Source organism: Enterobacter sp. J49, assembly GCF_002148625.1.
GTDB classification, from domain to species: Bacteria; Pseudomonadota; Gammaproteobacteria; order Enterobacterales; family Enterobacteriaceae; genus Enterobacter; species Enterobacter ludwigii.
Window position 1 is genome coordinate 238,305 of the sequence record NZ_MWPY01000033.1, and the last position, 16,013, is coordinate 254,317.

The following is a 16,013-nucleotide window of genomic DNA, read 5'->3' on the forward strand; positions in this document are numbered from 1 at the left end:
CATTATTAGTATTAAATGTAGAAAGAGAAAATACATTATGAAAAAAATCAAAACTGCCGCAGCAGCGATGGTGCTTTCCGCACTGTCTTTTGGCGTATTTGCTGCTGATGAAACCACCCCGACAGCCAGTGACACTCACAGCCAAATCGGCATTGCGAAAGCCGCTGACGTTGAAGCCGGGTCTAACATCGCGCCAGCCTCTCAGTCCACCGGTCAGTCTATGAATGATGCTTTTGACGTCCATAAACTGGTTGCAGGTGAATGGTCCTGATGGGTTTTGCCGTGTTGTTATTGACGTTTAAACGCTAATTCAACGCGCCAAAAAAACCGGATTTTGTGGTACCGGTTTTTTCGCTGCAAACCTATTTGACGTAAACCTATCGTCCGTATTTCGTCCTGGCGATGAATACCCGCAAGATGAATATCCGCAAAAGGGTATTACGGATAACGACGTTATTCCCTGCGCAGTTATTTATATTCACGTTCAGCCCCAAATCATTGCCGCCCAACGCAGAAGCAGCATAGCGCCGCAGATGGCAATCAGCACCAGTACCATTTTCCAGTGTTTTACGGCAAATCGTTTTGTTGGCATAACCTGATCCTTGTAAGTTGATGCGAACAGTCTACCAAACAGGGCGGGGAAATGCCCCTTCTCCAGTGGTGAATCAGGTTATGCCTGCTTCCGGTTCGGTTAGAACCAGTGGAATCGTTCTGCAAGAATCAACAATAAACCGGTGGCTGAAAGGATGTTCAATATCACAACCGTTCTACTTGATACGTTCATGGTATGCACCTTTGGGTTTAAAGACTTGTTCAAGAGTAGCCTAGCATCTCTGGAATGCGAGCACCGGAGATATGCGCCCTGTAAATTCATGCGAAAGTGCCAGCGCAGCAATCTGCCCGCAAAGGGTGCAATCTCTCTTTTGTTAGTGTTACCATTGCAGGGCTTGCCGTAAATCCGCATTTATCTGATTTTCGGTGGGTGAATGATCGCGAGCCAATTTGACGATTGTTGGTCAGATGGTGTCGTAATCTATTGTCAAATCACGATTATTTTCTTTGTATATGCTCTTATGTGTGGGGCATCACTGCAAATAAGGATATAAAATGCCTGTAATTACTCTTCCTGATGGCAGCCAACGCCATTACGACCACGCTGTAAGCCCAATGGATGTTGCCCTGGACATTGGTCCTGGACTCGCGAAAGCAACCATCGCTGGCCGTGTTAATGGTGAGCTGGTTGATGCATCTGACCTGATTGAAAGCGATGCGCAGCTGTCTATCATCACAGCGAAAGACGAAGAAGGTCTGGAGATCATTCGTCACTCCTGCGCGCACCTGTTAGGTCATGCGATCAAACAGCTTTGGCCGAACACCAAAATGGCGATCGGTCCGGTTATCGACAACGGTTTCTACTATGACGTTGATCTTGACCATACCCTGACTCAGGAAGATATCGACGCGCTCGAAAAACGTATGCACGAGCTCGCCGAAACTAACTATGACGTCATTAAGAAGAAAGTCAGCTGGCACGAAGCGCGTGAAACCTTCGTGAAGCGTGGCGAGAGCTATAAAGTCTCTATTCTTGATGAAAACATCTCTCATGATGACAAGCCTGGATTGTACCATCACGAAGAATACGTCGACATGTGCCGTGGACCGCACGTGCCGAACATGCGCTTCTGTCATCACTTTAAGCTGATGAAAATCGCGGGCGCCTACTGGCGTGGCGATAGCAACAACAAGATGTTGCAGCGTATCTATGGTACCGCGTGGGCCGATAAAAAAGCCCTTAACGCCTACCTGCAGCGCCTGGAAGAGGCGGCTAAACGTGACCACCGTAAAATCGGTAAGCAGCTTGACCTGTACCACATGCAGGAAGAAGCGCCGGGTATGGTGTTCTGGCACAATGACGGCTGGACTATCTTCCGTGAGCTGGAAACGTTCGTACGCTCCAAGCTGAAAGAGTACCAGTATCAGGAAGTGAAAGGCCCGTTCATGATGGACCGTGTGCTGTGGGAAAAAACCGGCCACTGGGACAACTACAAAGATGCGATGTTCACCACCTCTTCTGAGAACCGTGAATACTGCATCAAGCCAATGAACTGCCCTGGCCACGTTCAGATCTTCAACCAGGGTCTGAAATCCTACCGCGATCTGCCGCTGCGTATGGCAGAGTTCGGTAGCTGCCACCGTAACGAGCCATCAGGTGCATTGCACGGTCTGATGCGTGTTCGTGGCTTTACTCAGGATGATGCGCATATCTTCTGTACTGAAGATCAGGTTCGTGATGAAGTTAACGCCTGTATTCGTATGGTCTACGATATGTACAGCACCTTTGGCTTCGAGAAGATCGTTGTCAAACTCTCAACGCGTCCGGAAAAACGTATCGGTAGCGATGAGACCTGGGATCGCGCAGAAGCGGATCTCGCCGTGGCGCTGGAAGAGAACGGCATTCCGTTCGAATACCAGCTGGGCGAGGGCGCATTCTACGGTCCGAAAATTGAATTTACCCTGTATGACTGCCTCGATCGCGCATGGCAGTGCGGTACTGTACAGCTGGACTTCTCCCTGCCGCAGCGTTTAAGCGCCTCTTATGTTGGCGAAGACAACGAACGTCAGGTACCGGTTATGATTCACCGTGCAATCCTCGGTTCTCTGGAGCGCTTCATCGGCATCCTGACTGAAGAGTTTGCCGGCTTCTTCCCAACCTGGCTTGCGCCAGTGCAGGTCGTGGTGATGAACATTACCGATTCTCAGGCTGAATACGTTAAAGAATTGACGCAGAAACTACAAAATGCGGGCATTCGCGTAAAAGCAGACTTGAGAAATGAGAAGATTGGCTTTAAAATCCGCGAGCACACTTTACGTCGTGTCCCGTATATGTTGGTCTGTGGTGATAAAGAGGTGGAAGCAGGCAAAGTTGCCGTTCGCACCCGCCGTGGTAAAGACCTGGGGAGCCTGGACGTAAGTGAAGTGATTGAGAAGCTGCAACAAGAGATTCGCAGCCGCAGTCTTCAACAACTGGAGGAATAAGGTATTAAAGGCGGAAAACGAGTTCAAACGGCACGTCCGAATCGTATCAATGGCGAGATTCGCGCCCAGGAAGTTCGCTTAACAGGTCTGGAAGGCGAGCAGCTGGGGATTGTGAGTCTGAGAGAAGCGATCGAAAAGGCTGAAGAAGCTGGAGTAGATTTAGTTGAAATCAGCCCTAACGCCGAACCGCCAGTTTGTCGTATCATGGACTACGGCAAGTTCCTTTATGAAAAGAGTAAGTCTTCTAAGGAACAGAAGAAAAAGCAAAAAGTTATCCAGGTTAAGGAAATTAAATTCCGTCCTGGTACCGACGATGGCGATTATCAGGTAAAACTCCGCAGCCTGATTCGCTTTCTGGAAGATGGCGATAAGGCCAAGATCACACTGCGTTTCCGCGGTCGTGAGATGGCCCACCAACAGATTGGTATGGAAGTGCTTAACCGCGTCCGTGACGATCTGAGTGAACTGGCAGTAGTCGAATCCTTCCCTACGAAGATCGAAGGCCGCCAGATGATCATGGTGCTCGCTCCTAAGAAGAAACAGTAAGGCCTTCAAGCAGCAAAACCTGTGGAGCCTTCGGGTCTCATAGGTTTTGTTCGCCTATGTTTCGTTTATTTAACAATGCGAAGTGGAAGTAATTAAGATGCCAAAAATTAAGACCGTACGCGGTGCTGCTAAGCGCTTCAAAAAAACCGGTGGTGGTGGATTTAAGCGTAAGCACGCAAACCTGCGTCATATTCTGACCAAAAAATCTACTAAGCGTAAACGTCACCTGCGTCCAAAAGGCCTTGTTTCTAAAGGCGATCTGGGTCTGGTTATCGCGTGCCTGCCGTACGCATAAGCCGTTAACGTTTAATTTTTTACTAAGAATATAGATACAGGAGAGCACATATGGCTCGCGTAAAACGTGGTGTAATTGCACGTGCACGTCACAAGAAAATTTTGAAACAAGCTAAAGGCTACTACGGTGCGCGTTCACGCGTATACCGCGTTGCCTTCCAGGCTGTTATCAAAGCAGGTCAGTACGCTTACCGTGACCGTCGTCAACGTAAGCGTCAGTTCCGTCAACTGTGGATTGCGCGTATCAACGCAGCAGCACGTCAGAACGGTATTTCTTACAGCAAATTCATCAACGGCCTGAAAAAAGCCTCTGTTGAAATCGACCGTAAGATCCTGGCTGACATCGCAGTATTCGACAAAGTAGCGTTCACCGCTCTGGTCGAAAAAGCGAAAGCAGCACTGGCATAAGCCAGTTGAAAGAGGGGGCTTCGCTCCCTCTTTTCATTTAACACCATCAGAACATTGACTTTTACCCGTGCAACCTTTTCAATAAGGTCTTAACGGTTTTTTACCACACAAGGTAACGCAAGCATGAATGCTGCTATTTTCCGCTTCTTCTTTTACTTTAGCACCTGAATTCAGGAGGCTAGCGCGTGAAAGATGAAACGAAAAACAGCGCCAGATAAGCCTCCTGATGGAGGCTTTTTTTGTGTCTAAATTCGAGAGAATAACTCCACCAAATCGGTGTCTGCACCGACATAATGAGGAAAATCATGTCACATCTCGCAGAGCTGGTTGCCAGTGCAACAGCCGCCATTAATCAGGCCTCAGATGTTGCCGCGTTAGACAATGTCCGCGTCGAATATCTCGGTAAGAAAGGGCATTTGACCCTTCAAATGACAACCCTGCGTGAACTGCCGCCAGAGGAACGCCCGGCAGCGGGTGCGGTCATTAACGAAGCCAAAGAGCAGGTGCAACAGGCACTGAACGCGCGCAAAGCTGAGCTGGAAAGCGCGGTGCTGAATGCGCGTCTGGCGGCAGAAACTATCGATGTCTCCCTGCCGGGTCGCCGTATTGAAAACGGTGGCCTGCATCCGGTTACCCGCACCATTGATCGCATTGAAAGTTTCTTCGGTGAGCTCGGCTTTACCGTGGCGACTGGCCCGGAAATCGAAGATGATTACCACAACTTCGACGCCCTCAACATTCCAGGCCATCATCCGGCACGTGCTGACCACGACACTTTCTGGTTCGACGCCACCCGTCTGCTGCGTACTCAGACCTCGGGCGTTCAGATCCGTACCATGAAGGAACAGGAACCCCCGATCCGCATCATCGCACCGGGCCGCGTGTACCGTAACGACTACGATCAGACCCATACCCCGATGTTCCATCAGATGGAAGGCCTGATTGTTGATAAGAACATCAGCTTTACCAACCTGAAAGGTACGCTGCACGATTTCCTGAACAACTTCTTTGAGGAAGACCTGCAGGTTCGTTTCCGTCCGTCCTACTTCCCGTTCACTGAACCGTCTGCGGAAGTTGACGTGATGGGTAAAAACGGCAAATGGCTGGAAGTGCTGGGCTGCGGCATGGTGCATCCAAACGTTCTGCGCAACGTGGGTATCGATCCAGAAGTCTACTCCGGCTTTGCGTTCGGTATGGGCATGGAGCGTCTGACAATGCTGCGCTATGGCGTGACCGATTTGCGTGCATTCTTCGAAAACGATCTGCGTTTCCTCAAACAGTTTAAATAAGGGCAGGACAGAACAATGAAATTCAGTGAACTGTGGTTACGCGAATGGGTGAACACCACGCTTGATAGCGAAGCGCTTTCCAACCAGATCACCATGGCGGGTCTGGAAGTTGACGGTGTTGAGCCGGTTTCTGGCGCTTTCAATGGCGTCGTTGTGGGCGAAGTGGTTGAGTGCGGTCAGCACCCTAACGCTGACAAGCTGCGTGTGACAAAAGTTAACGTAGGCGGCGATCGCCTGCTGGATATCGTCTGCGGCGCGCCAAACTGCCGTCAGGGCCTGAAAGTGGCCGTGGCGACCGTGGGGGCTGTACTGCCGGGCGATTTTAAAATTAAAGCAGCGAAACTGCGCGGTGAGCCGTCTGAAGGCATGCTGTGTTCGTTCTCTGAGCTGGGTATTTCCGACGATCACAATGGCATCATTGAGCTGCCGCTTGATGCGCCTATTGGTACCGACATTCGCGAATACCTGAAACTTGATGACAACACCATTGAAATCAGCGTGACGCCAAACCGTGCGGACTGCTTAGGCATTATCGGCGTGGCCCGCGATGTGGCCGTGCTGAACCAGACTGAACTGAACGTACCGGAAATCGTACCGGTTGACGCTACCATCAGTGACACACTGCCGATTCAGGTTGAAGCCGCTGATGCGTGCCCACGCTACCTTGGTCGCGTGGTGAAAGGCATCAACGTAAAAGCGCCAACCCCGCTGTGGATGAAAGAGAAGCTGCGTCGCTGTGGTATTCGTTCTATCGACGCCGTCGTTGACGTGACCAACTATGTTCTGCTGGAGCTGGGTCAGCCGATGCACGCGTTCGATAAAGATCGTATCGACGGCGGTATTGTGGTGCGTATGGCGAAAGAGGGCGAAACCCTGGTTCTGCTTGACGGCACCGAAGCAAAACTGAATGCTGATACGCTGGTGATCGCGGACCACGTTAAAGCGCTGGCGATGGGCGGTATCTTCGGTGGCGAACACTCCGGTGTAAACGATGAAACGCAAAACGTTCTGCTGGAATGTGCGTTTTTCAGCCCGCTCTCTATCACCGGTCGCGCACGTCGTCACGGCCTGCATACCGATGCCTCTCACCGTTATGAGCGTGGCGTCGATCCGTCACTGCAGCATAAAGCGATGGAGCGTGCGACGCGTCTGCTGATCGACATCTGCGGCGGTGAAGCGGGCCCGGTTATCGACGTCACCCACGAAGCGACGTTGCCGAAGCGTGCGACCATTACCCTGCGTCGTAGCAAACTGGATCGTCTGATTGGTCACCATGTTGCTGACGCACAGGTCAGCGATATCCTTCGCCGCCTGGGTTGTGATGTGACCGAAGGGCAGGACGAGTGGAAAGCCGTTGCGCCATCCTGGCGTTTCGACATGGAGATCGAAGAAGATCTGGTGGAAGAAGTGGCTCGCGTATACGGCTACAACAACATTCCGGATGAGCCTGTTCAGGCGGGTCTGGTGATGGGAAGCCACCGTGAAGCAGATTTGTCTCTTAAGCGTGTGAAAACCATGCTGAACGACAAAGGCTATCAGGAAGTGATCACCTACAGCTTTGTTGATCCAAAACTGCAGCAGATGATCCATCCGGGCCAGGAAGCGCTGATCCTGCCAAGCCCAATCTCCAGCGAAATGTCCGCGATGCGTCTGTCCCTGTGGACCGGTCTGCTGGGGACTATCGTTTACAACCAGAATCGTCAGCAAAACCGCGTGCGAATTTTCGAAAGTGGTTTACGCTTTGTACCGGATAATCAGGCAAATTTAGGCATCCGTCAGGATCTCATGCTGGCTGGTGCCATCAGCGGTAACCGTTACGAAGAGCACTGGGACCTGGCAAAAGGCACGGTTGATTTCTACGATATGAAGGGAGATCTGGAAGCAATTCTCGATCTGACCGGTAAATTATCTGAAATTGAATTCCGTGCAGAAGCGATCCCTGCGCTGCATCCAGGCCAGAGCGCGGCTATCTATTTAGACGGCAAACGCATTGGTTTCATTGGCGTTGTTCATCCTGAGCTGGAGCGCAAGCTGGACCTGAACGGCCGTACCATCGTGTTCGAGCTGGAATGGAGCCCGGTTGCAGACCGCGTCATTCCTCAGGCCCGCGACGTCTCACGCTTCCCGGCAAACCGCCGTGATATCGCGGTTGTGGTCGCGGAAAATGTGCCCGCAGCAGATATTTTGGCCGAATGTAAGAAAGTTGGCGTAAATCAGGTAGTTGGCGTAAACTTATTTGACGTGTACCGCGGCAAGGGCGTAGCAGAAGGTTTCAAGAGCCTCGCTATTAGCCTTATCCTTCAGGATACCAGCCGTACACTCGAAGAAGAGGAGATTGCCGCTACCGTCGCCAAATGTGTAGAGGCATTAAAAGAGCGATTCCAGGCATCATTGAGGGATTGAACCTATGGCGCTTACAAAAGCTGAAATGTCAGAATATCTGTTTGATAAGCTTGGGCTTAGCAAACGAGATGCCAAAGAGCTGGTAGAGCTGTTTTTCGAAGAGATCCGTCGTGCTCTGGAAAATGGTGAGCAGGTAAAACTCTCCGGTTTTGGCAATTTTGATTTGCGTGACAAAAACCAACGTCCGGGCCGTAACCCGAAGACGGGGGAAGATATTCCGATTACAGCCCGCCGCGTGGTGACCTTCAGACCCGGCCAGAAGTTAAAAAGCCGTGTCGAAAACGCAACGCCCAAAGCAGAGTAATAAGAACTAACTAAAAAGGCCGCTCACGCGGCCTTTTTTCTTTGCGCTCTCTGGCAAACCCGCCGTAAAATCAATTACATCACACGCTACTAAAACCATATCCATGCTTGATTATGCCCATCGCCAGCACCGTTTAAATCAACGACACCTGCTTTTGCTCGTGCTGCTGCTCATTGTTACCGCAGGCGTTAGCCTGTGCGCCGGGGAACAGTGGATAGGGCCTGAACACTGGTTTGAGCCTGAGGGGCAGCTTTTCGTCTGGCAAATCCGTCTGCCGCGCACGCTGGCGGTGATCCTGGTGGGCGCCGCGCTGGCACTGTGCGGCACCATTATGCAGGCATTATTTGATAACCCGCTGGCGGAGCCCGGGCTGCTCGGCGTGTCGAATGGCGCGGGCGTAGGGCTGGTGGCGGCGGTGATGTTGGGCGGGGGGGAACTCTCCTCATGGGGAATTAGCCTCAGCGCCATTATCGGCGCGTTGCTGATAACGGTAATTCTTTTGCGCTTTGCCAGACGGCACTTATCAACCAGTCGGCTGCTGCTTGCCGGGGTGGCTCTGGGGATCATCTGTAGCGCGCTGATGACCTGGGCGGTGTACTTCTCCACGTCCTTTGACTTGCGTCAGTTGATGTACTGGATGATGGGCGGCTTCGGGGGCGTAGACTGGCGCCAGGGCTGGCTGATGGCCCTGCTGATACCGGTCTTGCTATGGGCGGACCTGCAGGCACAGCCGCTGAATATTCTCGCGCTGGGGGAAACCTCGGCCCGCCAGCTTGGCATGCCAATAGGCTTCTGGCGTAACGTGCTGGTCATTGCCATTGGCTGGCTGGTTGGTGTGAGCGTGGCACTGGCCGGGGCGATTGGCTTTATTGGGCTGGTTATCCCGCACATGCTGCGTCTGTGCGGGATAACCGACCATCGAACCTTACTGCCGGCCTCGGCGGTTGCCGGGGCGGTAACGCTGCTGGTGGCGGATATCATCGCCCGGCTCGCCCTGACAGCCGCTGAGCTGCCAATAGGCGTGGTGACCGCCACGCTGGGCGCGCCGGTATTTATCTGGCTACTATTAAAATCCGGACGTTAAATCACTACCCGTAAGATAACCTGAGGGAATGCTATGCAGTCTGATATTTTGAATACCGAAGTGACCACCATTGAGGGTGAGAAAACCACGCTGGAAAGCTATAAAGGCAACGTGCTGCTCATCGTGAATGTGGCCTCCAAATGTGGCCTGACGCCGCAGTACGAGCAGCTGGAAAACATTCAAAAAGCCTGGGAGAAAGACGGTTTCACCGTACTGGGCTTCCCGTGCAACCAGTTCCTGGGCCAGGAGCCGGGCAGCGAAGACGAAATCAAAACGTTTTGCAGCACCACCTACGGTGTGACGTTCCCGATGTTCAGCAAAATCGACGTTAACGGTGAACATCGCCATCCCCTGTATGCGAAGCTGGTGGCGGCCGCGCCGACCGCCGTTGCGCCGGAAGGCAGCGGTTTTTATGAGCGCATGGCCAGTAAAGGACGCGCGCCGCTCTATCCGGACGATATCCTGTGGAATTTTGAAAAATTCCTTATTGGTCGTGACGGACAGGTGGTGCAGCGTTTTTCACCGGACATGACGCCTGAAGATCCGATTGTGATGGAGTCTATCAAGCTGGCGCTGGCGAAATAATGACGTTGCTGATGCAGCTCACGGACGTCGCCGATACGGGGCGTCTGGAGCCGATAACCGGTGCCATCAATGCAGGCGAAATCCTGCATCTTGTCGGGCCGAACGGCGCAGGAAAGAGCACCTTACTGGCGCGCATGGCGAGGCTGACCGCCGGCGCGGGGGAGATAACCCTGCTGGAGCATAACCTTGCTGACTGGTCGCCAGTCTCACTGGCGCACAGGCGCAGCTATCTGGTGCAGCAGCAGGTCCCGCCCTTTGCGATGCCCGTCTGGCACTACCTGATGCTGCATCTGCACGATAAACAGCATACGTCGCTGCTCACTGAGGTGGCGGCGGGATTAGGGCTAGAAGATAAACTGTCCCGGCATGCCAGCCAGCTTTCGGGGGGCGAGTGGCAGCGCGTACGTCTGGCGGCCGTCATTTTGCAGATTCACCCGGCCGGCAATCCACATGGCAGACTGCTGCTTCTGGATGAACCGATGAGCGGTCTGGATGTGGCGCAGCAGGCCGCGCTGGACACCCTGTTAAGCTCCCTGAGCAGAAAAGGGATCGGTGTGGTCATGAGCAGTCATGACCTGAACCATACGCTGCGTCACGCCCACCGGGTGTGGCTGTTGGCGCGAGGAAAGATGATTGCCAGCGGCACGCGCGATGCGGTATTGACGCCGCCAAATCTTGCCCGCGCGTACAATATGTCTTTCCGCAGGCTGGATATAGAAGGGCATAAGATGCTGATTTCTACCGCGCAGGCGTAACCGTTTCTTGCCTGTTAACGCCGTTGCACGCTAAATTACGAAAAGAACAAAAAAAGCAGAGGATTCGTCTGAAAATGCGATTCTGGTTTCTCCTGATGGCCGCGTTATTTCTTGCGGGATGCAGTAGCCATCGTGCGCCGCCGCCTAACCCGCGGCTTTCAGATTCTATTACCGTCATTGCCAGCCTTAACGATCAGCTGAGCAACTGGCGCGGCACGCCCTATCGTTATGGCGGCATGAGCCGTGGGGGCGTAGATTGTTCTGGCTTTGTTCTGATGACGTTTCGCGATAAGTTTGATTTACAGCTTCCGCGCGAAACACGCAAACAGGCGGAAATTGGCACGGAAATCGATAAAGATGATTTGCTGCCCGGCGACCTGGTTTTTTTCAAAACCGGCTCGGGTGAAAGTGGGCTTCACGTCGGTATTTATGATACCGATAATCAGTTTATTCACGCCTCGACCAGTCGTGGGGTGATGCGCTCGTCGCTCGATAATGTTTACTGGCGTAAAAACTTCTGGCAGGCACGACGTATTTAGTCTGTCAAAGAGCAGTCTCTTATGATGGCATGATAACTAATAAATCATGCCATTTTTTCTCAAATAAGAGGTTTAAAGTTAAATTTACGAAAAATGACTTATCTCCTCAGGTGTCTGTTTTATCTAAAACTGGCTATTACTGAGCAACCAGGATAAGATTATTTTAGATTCAGGGATAAATCTGAAAAATAATACGGAACTAATGAAATTAATCTTATTAAAATCAAGACAGTGGAATTGTGTCGGCAATTGCTCCAGGATGTCCTCTCTCATCTTTAATGCGGGGCGAGTGCAATGATTATTACGCTAGATAATGCTTACCAGTCTGAACTGATGCTTCTGCCTGCCCGTAATAGCGCCGGCGAGCTTAAAGGTTTAGAGGTTCTGGTTAACTTTACTGGCGTCGGTACCCACGTTCGGATCCCCACCGAACTCGTTATCCCGCGGCTTTCTGCTGAAGAAGAGTTAGCGTTGTTTAACGAGAAACTGCAATTGCTTGATACCTGTAAACTGTTTTTTATTCAGCATCAGTTAATTGCATGGATCAATATTACACCTGTAATTGTTGAATTTTTATTAAGTAATGGGAACGCTGTTTCAATACTTGAGCGTTATCCGTTTCTTGAGTTTACTGTTAATGAGAATTATCCAGGTTTAAATAACGGGAAGGACGATCTGCAACTGGCGAGAATGGCAATCCATTTTCCGCTGGTGCTGGCAAACTTTGGCGCAGGCGCAGCGTCGTTGAAAGCCGTTTATGATGGATTGTTTAAACGGGTCATTCTCGACAAGGGATTTATCCAGCAGCGTGCTTCTGAACTCTCTTTTGAGCCTTTTATGCGCGCAATCCTCTGGCAAATAACGCCTCACTGTCAGTCCGTGCTCGTCGGCGGCATTGATGACCACGGTTTATTGCAGCGCGTCTTGTCCTTTAACTTTGGCGCAATGCAGGGGGCGCTCTGGCCGGCCGTCTCTGCAGAGCACGTCACCACGCTCGTTCAGTGATAACCCTCTCTTTCGCCCGTGTTTAAGTCCGGGTAAACCCTCTACACTAAAAGCAGGAGGACCTATGACCCTGTCTTTTACTGCTCACTGGCATGACGAGTTGCCGGGTTTTTATACCGCACTCAAACCCACACCGTTACAAAATTCCCGTCTTATCTGGCATAACGATCGGCTGGCAGATGAGCTGGCTGTTCCACCTGAGATGTTTCAGCCCTCCGACGGCGCTGGCGTCTGGGGAGGCGAAACGCTGCTTGCCGGTATGCAGCCTCTGGCTCAGGTCTATAGCGGACATCAGTTTGGCGTCTGGGCAGGACAACTGGGCGATGGCCGGGGGATCCTGCTGGGCGAACAACGGCTGCCCAACGGGGAGACGGTGGACTGGCACCTGAAGGGGGCCGGTCTGACCCCTTACTCGCGAATGGGCGACGGGCGCGCGGTATTGCGTTCGACTATTCGCGAATGTCTGGCCTCAGAAGCGATGCATGCGCTGGGGATCCCCACCACCCGCGCACTGTCGATTGTAACCAGTGACACCCCGGTGGCGCGTGAAACGATGGAAAAAGGGGCGATGCTCATGCGCGTTGCGCAAAGCCATCTGCGTTTTGGCCACTTTGAACACTTTTATTATCGTCGTGAGCCGGAAAAAGTCCGCCAGCTTGCGGATTATGCCATTCGTCATCACTGGTCTCATTTCCAGGACGAGGCCGATAAGTACATTCTCTGGTTCCGCGATGTGGTAGCCCTTACCGCAACCATGATTGCCCGCTGGCAGACGGTCGGGTTTGCCCATGGGGTGATGAACACGGACAACATGTCGCTTCTCGGGTTGACCTTTGATTACGGTCCGTTTGGCTTCCTTGATGACTATCAGCCGGGGTACATCTGCAACCATTCTGACTATCAGGGACGTTACAGTTTCGACAATCAGCCGGCTGTTGGCCTGTGGAACCTGCAGCGCCTTGCGCAAACTCTGTCGCCGTTTATCGACGTTGATGCCCTGAATGATGCGCTCGACAGCTACCAGGACATTTTACTGCGCGAATACGGCGCGTTGATGCGCAACAAGCTGGGGCTGGTGACGCAGGAGAGGGGCGATAACGACATCCTGAACGCTCTGTTTGCACTCATGGAACGTGAAGGCAGCGATTACACCCGCACCTTCCGGATGCTGAGCCAGACTGAGCAACACAGTAGTGCCTCACCGCTGCGCGACGAGTTCATTGACAGGCAGGGCTTTGACGACTGGTTTGCGCTTTACCGTGCGCGGTTGCAGCAAGAGCAGGTCGACGACGCAACCCGGCAGGCGCAAATGAACGCGGCGAACCCGGCGATGGTGTTGCGCAACTGGCTGGCGCAGCGGGCCATTGAACAGGCAGAGCAGGGGGAGTATGACGAACTACATCGCCTGCATGTGGCTCTGCGTACGCCGTTTGCTGACCGTGATGACGACTATGTCAGCCGTCCACCGGACTGGGGAAAACGCCTGGAAGTGAGCTGTTCAAGCTAGCCCGGGCGGACAAAACCTGACACCTTGCGGTGCCAGGTTTTTTTATGCCGATACCGCGGTCACTGTGCGACCCATCCGCCATCCATATTCCAGGCGGCGCCGCGGACCTGTACGGCGCTGTCACTGCACAAAAACAACGACAGCTCGCCTAGCTGTTCCGGCGTAACAAACTCACCGGCGGGCTGTTTCTCTGCCAGCAGTTGCTCACGAGCGACATCCGGTGCGACGCCATCGGCAATACGTCTGTCGATTTGCTGCTGCACCAGCGGGGTCAGCACCCAGCCCGGGCAGATGGCATTGGCGGTAATACCGGTGCGGGCGGTCTCCAGCGCCAGGGATTTGGTAAAGCCCACCACGCCATGCTTGGCGGCAACATAGGCGGATTTCTCTTTCGACGCGACCAGCCCATGCACGGAGGCGATATTAATGATGCGTCCCCAGTTTTTCGCCTGCATCGCAGGCAGCGCCAGCCGGCTGGTGTGAAAGACGGAAGAGAGGTTGATGGCGATAATGTCGTTCCATTTCTCCACCGGGAACGCATCAACAGGTGCGACGTGCTGTATACCGGCGTTATTGATCAGAATATCGACTCCGCCATACCGGGTTTCGGCGTAGTGCATCATGGCTTCAATCTGCTGGACGTCACGCAGGTCCGCATCGTGATAGCCCGGCGTTTTACCCCGTTTCGCGATTTCGTCTCTTGCCGATTCACTGTCGCCGAAACCGTTAAGAATCAACTGCGCGCCGGCCTTCGCCAGCACGCCAGCGATCCCAAGTCCAATACCGCTGGTCGAGCCGGTCACCAGTGCGGTTTTACCGTTCAGATTCATTTTATTCTCCTTACACAATGCCGGTGAGATAGAACACGGCAATGACAAAAAGCACCGCCAGACTTTTGATGAGGGTGATAGCGAAAATGCCGCCATACGCCTGACGATGGCTCAGACCCGTAATGGCAAGCAACGTAATCACGGCCCCGTTATGGGGAAGCGTATCCATGCCGCCGCTGGCCATCGAGGCCACGCGGTGGAGAACCTCCAGAGGGATATTGGCTGCGTGGGCGGCCGCGACAAACGTATCGGCCATGGCCGCAAGGGCGATGCTCATCCCGCCCGACGCCGAACCGGTGATCCCGGCAAGCACGGTCACGCTGATGGCTTCGTTGAGCAACGGGTTCGGGATAGCGGCGAGCGCTTTGGATAAGACCAGAAAACCGGGCAGCGCAGCGATCACCGCCCCGAAACCGTATTCAGATGCGGTATTCATTGCCGCCAGAATGGCGCCGCTGACCGCCGTCCGGCTGCCTTCTGCCAGCCGTCCCCGGATATTGCGAAATCCAAAAAGCAGTACCATGACAATACCCGCGATCAGCGCCGCTTCCACGGCCCAGATGGCGGTGATTTTGCTGACCTCGGTGACAATCGGCTTCGCCAGCCCGGGCAGGATAAGCTCATGGCGCGTCCCGTACCAGCCAGGGATCCAGCGGGTAAACAGCAGGTTGAGGATCCCTACCAGCAGCAGAGGGGAAATGGCGATCAGCGGATGGGGCAGATTAATGTTGTCCGGCGTTTCAGGTTCATTTTTCAGATCGGAACCGTAGCCCTCATTGTTGTTGAGCGCCTTTCGCCGCTGACGCTCCAGCCAGAGCAGGCCAAAACAGAGGATAAACAGCGAGCCAATAAGACCAAGCCACGGGGCAGCCCAGGCGTTAGTGCCAAAGAAGCTGGTGGGGATAATGTTCTGGATCTGCGGCGTACCGGGCAGGGCGTCCATGGTAAACGAGAACGCACCCAGAGCGACGGTCGCCGGGATAAGACGTTTGGGGATGCCGCTCTGGCGGAACAGTTCGGCGGCAAAAGGATAGACGGCAAACGCCACCACGAAGAGCGAAACGCCGCCGTACGTTAACAATGCACACACCAGCACAATGACCGGAATCGCATGGCGGCGCCCGAGGATCTGGATCGCTGCAGCGACGATAGCGCGTGAGAAACCGGAAAGCTCAATCAGCTTGCCAAACACGGCACCCAGCAGGAACACCGGGAAGTAGAGCTTGACGAAGCCGACCATCTTTTCCATAAACAGACCGGTAAACGTCGGGCCGACGGCCCCCGGATCGGTCAGCAGCACGGCACCCAGCGCCGCGATGGGGGCAAACAGAATAACGCTGTATCCGCGATAGGCCGCAAGCATCAGCAATGCCAGCGCCGCCAGGGCAATCAACACACTCATTATGACTCCTCACTATCATTGTTATA

General features: G+C 53.4%; 19 protein-coding genes and 1 other annotated feature. Of the genes, 15 read left to right on the forward strand and 4 right to left on the reverse strand.

The features are described from left to right. Nucleotides 1-37: 37 nt before the first annotated feature. Nucleotides 38-271, forward strand: coding sequence for a hypothetical protein (locus BJP35_RS13970; protein ID WP_020884407.1), 234 nt, complete (start codon nt 38-40; stop codon nt 269-271). Nucleotides 272-484: 213 nt separating this feature from the next. On the opposite strand, the gene yniD is transcribed toward BJP35_RS13970, so the two are convergent. Continuing rightward, nucleotides 485-592, reverse strand: a complete 108-nt coding sequence (yniD, locus tag BJP35_RS13975; protein ID WP_008500658.1) for a small membrane protein YniD — start codon at nt 590-592, stop codon at nt 485-487. A gap of 99 nt (nt 593-691) precedes the next feature. Continuing rightward, the gene (gene yncL / locus BJP35_RS24785; protein ID WP_081146660.1) at nt 692-964 is read right to left on the reverse strand and encodes a stress response membrane protein YncL; all 273 of its coding nucleotides are present in this window, start codon (nt 962-964) and stop codon (nt 692-694) included. A gap of 143 nt (nt 965-1,107) precedes the next feature. On the opposite strand from yncL, the gene thrS reads away from it, so the two are divergent. The 14 genes from thrS (at nt 1,108) to selO (ending at nt 13,755) form a co-directional block, all read left to right on the forward strand. Then, nucleotides 1,108-3,036, forward strand: coding sequence for a threonine--tRNA ligase (gene thrS / locus BJP35_RS13985; protein WP_014169692.1), 1,929 nt, complete (start codon nt 1,108-1,110; stop codon nt 3,034-3,036). Between the two features lie 3 nt (nt 3,037-3,039). Then, a complete protein-coding gene (gene infC / locus BJP35_RS13990) occupies nt 3,040-3,582 on the forward strand; it encodes a translation initiation factor IF-3 (RefSeq protein WP_023616141.1) in 543 nt (180 codons plus the stop codon). A gap of 97 nt (nt 3,583-3,679) precedes the next feature. Continuing rightward, nucleotides 3,680-3,877 carry a 50S ribosomal protein L35 gene (rpmI, locus tag BJP35_RS13995; protein ID WP_003030583.1) on the forward strand — a complete coding sequence of 66 codons (198 nt, stop codon included), beginning with the start codon at nt 3,680-3,682 and terminating at the stop codon, nt 3,875-3,877. A 50-nt stretch (nt 3,878-3,927) separates the two neighbouring features. Next, on the forward strand, nt 3,928-4,284 hold the full coding sequence (gene rplT, locus BJP35_RS14000) for a 50S ribosomal protein L20 (RefSeq protein ID WP_000124850.1): 357 nt from the start codon (nt 3,928-3,930) through the stop codon (nt 4,282-4,284). A gap of 118 nt (nt 4,285-4,402) precedes the next feature. Then, nucleotides 4,403-4,527, forward strand: a sequence feature (Phe leader region). Continuing rightward, nucleotides 4,408-4,452 carry a pheST operon leader peptide PheM gene (gene pheM, locus BJP35_RS24290; protein ID WP_001386830.1) on the forward strand — a complete coding sequence of 15 codons (45 nt, stop codon included), beginning with the start codon at nt 4,408-4,410 and terminating at the stop codon, nt 4,450-4,452. It overlaps the preceding feature by 45 nt. 62 nt (nt 4,528-4,589) lie before the next feature. Next, nucleotides 4,590-5,573: a phenylalanine--tRNA ligase subunit alpha gene (pheS, locus tag BJP35_RS14005; protein ID WP_020884406.1), complete on the forward strand. Its 984-nt coding sequence runs from the start codon at nt 4,590-4,592 to the stop codon at nt 5,571-5,573. Between the two features lie 15 nt (nt 5,574-5,588). After that, a complete protein-coding gene (pheT, locus tag BJP35_RS14010; RefSeq protein WP_047744496.1) occupies nt 5,589-7,976 on the forward strand; it encodes a phenylalanine--tRNA ligase subunit beta in 2,388 nt (795 codons plus the stop codon). A 4-nt stretch (nt 7,977-7,980) separates the two neighbouring features. Then, nucleotides 7,981-8,280 carry an integration host factor subunit alpha gene (gene ihfA / locus BJP35_RS14015; RefSeq protein WP_003857805.1) on the forward strand — a complete coding sequence of 100 codons (300 nt, stop codon included), beginning with the start codon at nt 7,981-7,983 and terminating at the stop codon, nt 8,278-8,280. A gap of 103 nt (nt 8,281-8,383) precedes the next feature. Then, a complete protein-coding gene (btuC, locus tag BJP35_RS14020; RefSeq protein WP_047744498.1) occupies nt 8,384-9,364 on the forward strand; it encodes a vitamin B12 ABC transporter permease BtuC in 981 nt (326 codons plus the stop codon). Nucleotides 9,365-9,397: 33 nt separating this feature from the next. After that, nucleotides 9,398-9,949 carry a glutathione peroxidase gene (locus tag BJP35_RS14025; protein WP_014169696.1) on the forward strand — a complete coding sequence of 184 codons (552 nt, stop codon included), beginning with the start codon at nt 9,398-9,400 and terminating at the stop codon, nt 9,947-9,949. Then, nucleotides 9,949-10,704 carry a vitamin B12 ABC transporter ATP-binding protein BtuD gene (gene btuD / locus BJP35_RS14030; protein WP_086463337.1) on the forward strand — a complete coding sequence of 252 codons (756 nt, stop codon included), beginning with the start codon at nt 9,949-9,951 and terminating at the stop codon, nt 10,702-10,704. Before BJP35_RS14025 ends, btuD begins: the two co-directional genes overlap by 1 nt. Nucleotides 10,705-10,778: 74 nt before the next feature. After that, nucleotides 10,779-11,243: an NlpC/P60 family protein gene (locus tag BJP35_RS14035; protein WP_008500650.1), complete on the forward strand. Its 465-nt coding sequence runs from the start codon at nt 10,779-10,781 to the stop codon at nt 11,241-11,243. A gap of 294 nt (nt 11,244-11,537) precedes the next feature. Continuing rightward, nucleotides 11,538-12,248: an EAL domain-containing protein gene (locus tag BJP35_RS14040; protein ID WP_020884402.1), complete on the forward strand. Its 711-nt coding sequence runs from the start codon at nt 11,538-11,540 to the stop codon at nt 12,246-12,248. Between the two features lie 64 nt (nt 12,249-12,312). Then, the gene (gene selO / locus BJP35_RS14045) at nt 12,313-13,755 is read left to right on the forward strand and encodes a protein adenylyltransferase SelO (RefSeq protein ID WP_047744502.1); all 1,443 of its coding nucleotides are present in this window, start codon (nt 12,313-12,315) and stop codon (nt 13,753-13,755) included. A gap of 59 nt (nt 13,756-13,814) precedes the next feature. Here the strand turns inward: selO and BJP35_RS14050 are convergent, their stop codons facing one another. Together BJP35_RS14050 and BJP35_RS14055 are read right to left on the reverse strand one after the other, a co-directional pair. Further along, the gene (locus BJP35_RS14050) at nt 13,815-14,585 is read right to left on the reverse strand and encodes a 3-hydroxybutyrate dehydrogenase (protein WP_047744503.1); all 771 of its coding nucleotides are present in this window, start codon (nt 14,583-14,585) and stop codon (nt 13,815-13,817) included. 10 nt (nt 14,586-14,595) lie between these two features. After that, entirely contained in the window at nt 14,596-15,990 is a 1,395-nt protein-coding gene (locus BJP35_RS14055; RefSeq protein ID WP_202815532.1) for a GntP family permease, read from the reverse strand. Between the last annotated feature and the right edge of the window lie 23 nt (nt 15,991-16,013).

Coding starts and splice junctions, on each gene's coding strand:
- BJP35_RS13970 (WP_020884407.1), top strand. CDS start 38: ATGAAAAAAATCAAAACTGCCGCAGCAGCGATGGTGCTTTCCGCACTG.
- yniD (WP_008500658.1), bottom strand. CDS start 592: ATGCCAACAAAACGATTTGCCGTAAAACACTGGAAAATGGTACTGGTG.
- yncL (WP_081146660.1), bottom strand. CDS start 964: ATGCGGATTTACGGCAAGCCCTGCAATGGTAACACTAACAAAAGAGAG.
- thrS (WP_014169692.1), top strand. CDS start 1,108: ATGCCTGTAATTACTCTTCCTGATGGCAGCCAACGCCATTACGACCAC.
- rpmI (WP_003030583.1), top strand. CDS start 3,680: ATGCCAAAAATTAAGACCGTACGCGGTGCTGCTAAGCGCTTCAAAAAA.
- rplT (WP_000124850.1), top strand. CDS start 3,928: ATGGCTCGCGTAAAACGTGGTGTAATTGCACGTGCACGTCACAAGAAA.
- pheS (WP_020884406.1), top strand. CDS start 4,590: ATGTCACATCTCGCAGAGCTGGTTGCCAGTGCAACAGCCGCCATTAAT.
- pheT (WP_047744496.1), top strand. CDS start 5,589: ATGAAATTCAGTGAACTGTGGTTACGCGAATGGGTGAACACCACGCTT.
- ihfA (WP_003857805.1), top strand. CDS start 7,981: ATGGCGCTTACAAAAGCTGAAATGTCAGAATATCTGTTTGATAAGCTT.
- btuC (WP_047744498.1), top strand. CDS start 8,384: ATGCTTGATTATGCCCATCGCCAGCACCGTTTAAATCAACGACACCTG.
- BJP35_RS14025 (WP_014169696.1), top strand. CDS start 9,398: ATGCAGTCTGATATTTTGAATACCGAAGTGACCACCATTGAGGGTGAG.
- btuD (WP_086463337.1), top strand. CDS start 9,949: ATGACGTTGCTGATGCAGCTCACGGACGTCGCCGATACGGGGCGTCTG.
- BJP35_RS14035 (WP_008500650.1), top strand. CDS start 10,779: ATGCGATTCTGGTTTCTCCTGATGGCCGCGTTATTTCTTGCGGGATGC.
- BJP35_RS14040 (WP_020884402.1), top strand. CDS start 11,538: ATGATTATTACGCTAGATAATGCTTACCAGTCTGAACTGATGCTTCTG.
- selO (WP_047744502.1), top strand. CDS start 12,313: ATGACCCTGTCTTTTACTGCTCACTGGCATGACGAGTTGCCGGGTTTT.
- BJP35_RS14050 (WP_047744503.1), bottom strand. CDS start 14,585: ATGAATCTGAACGGTAAAACCGCACTGGTGACCGGCTCGACCAGCGGT.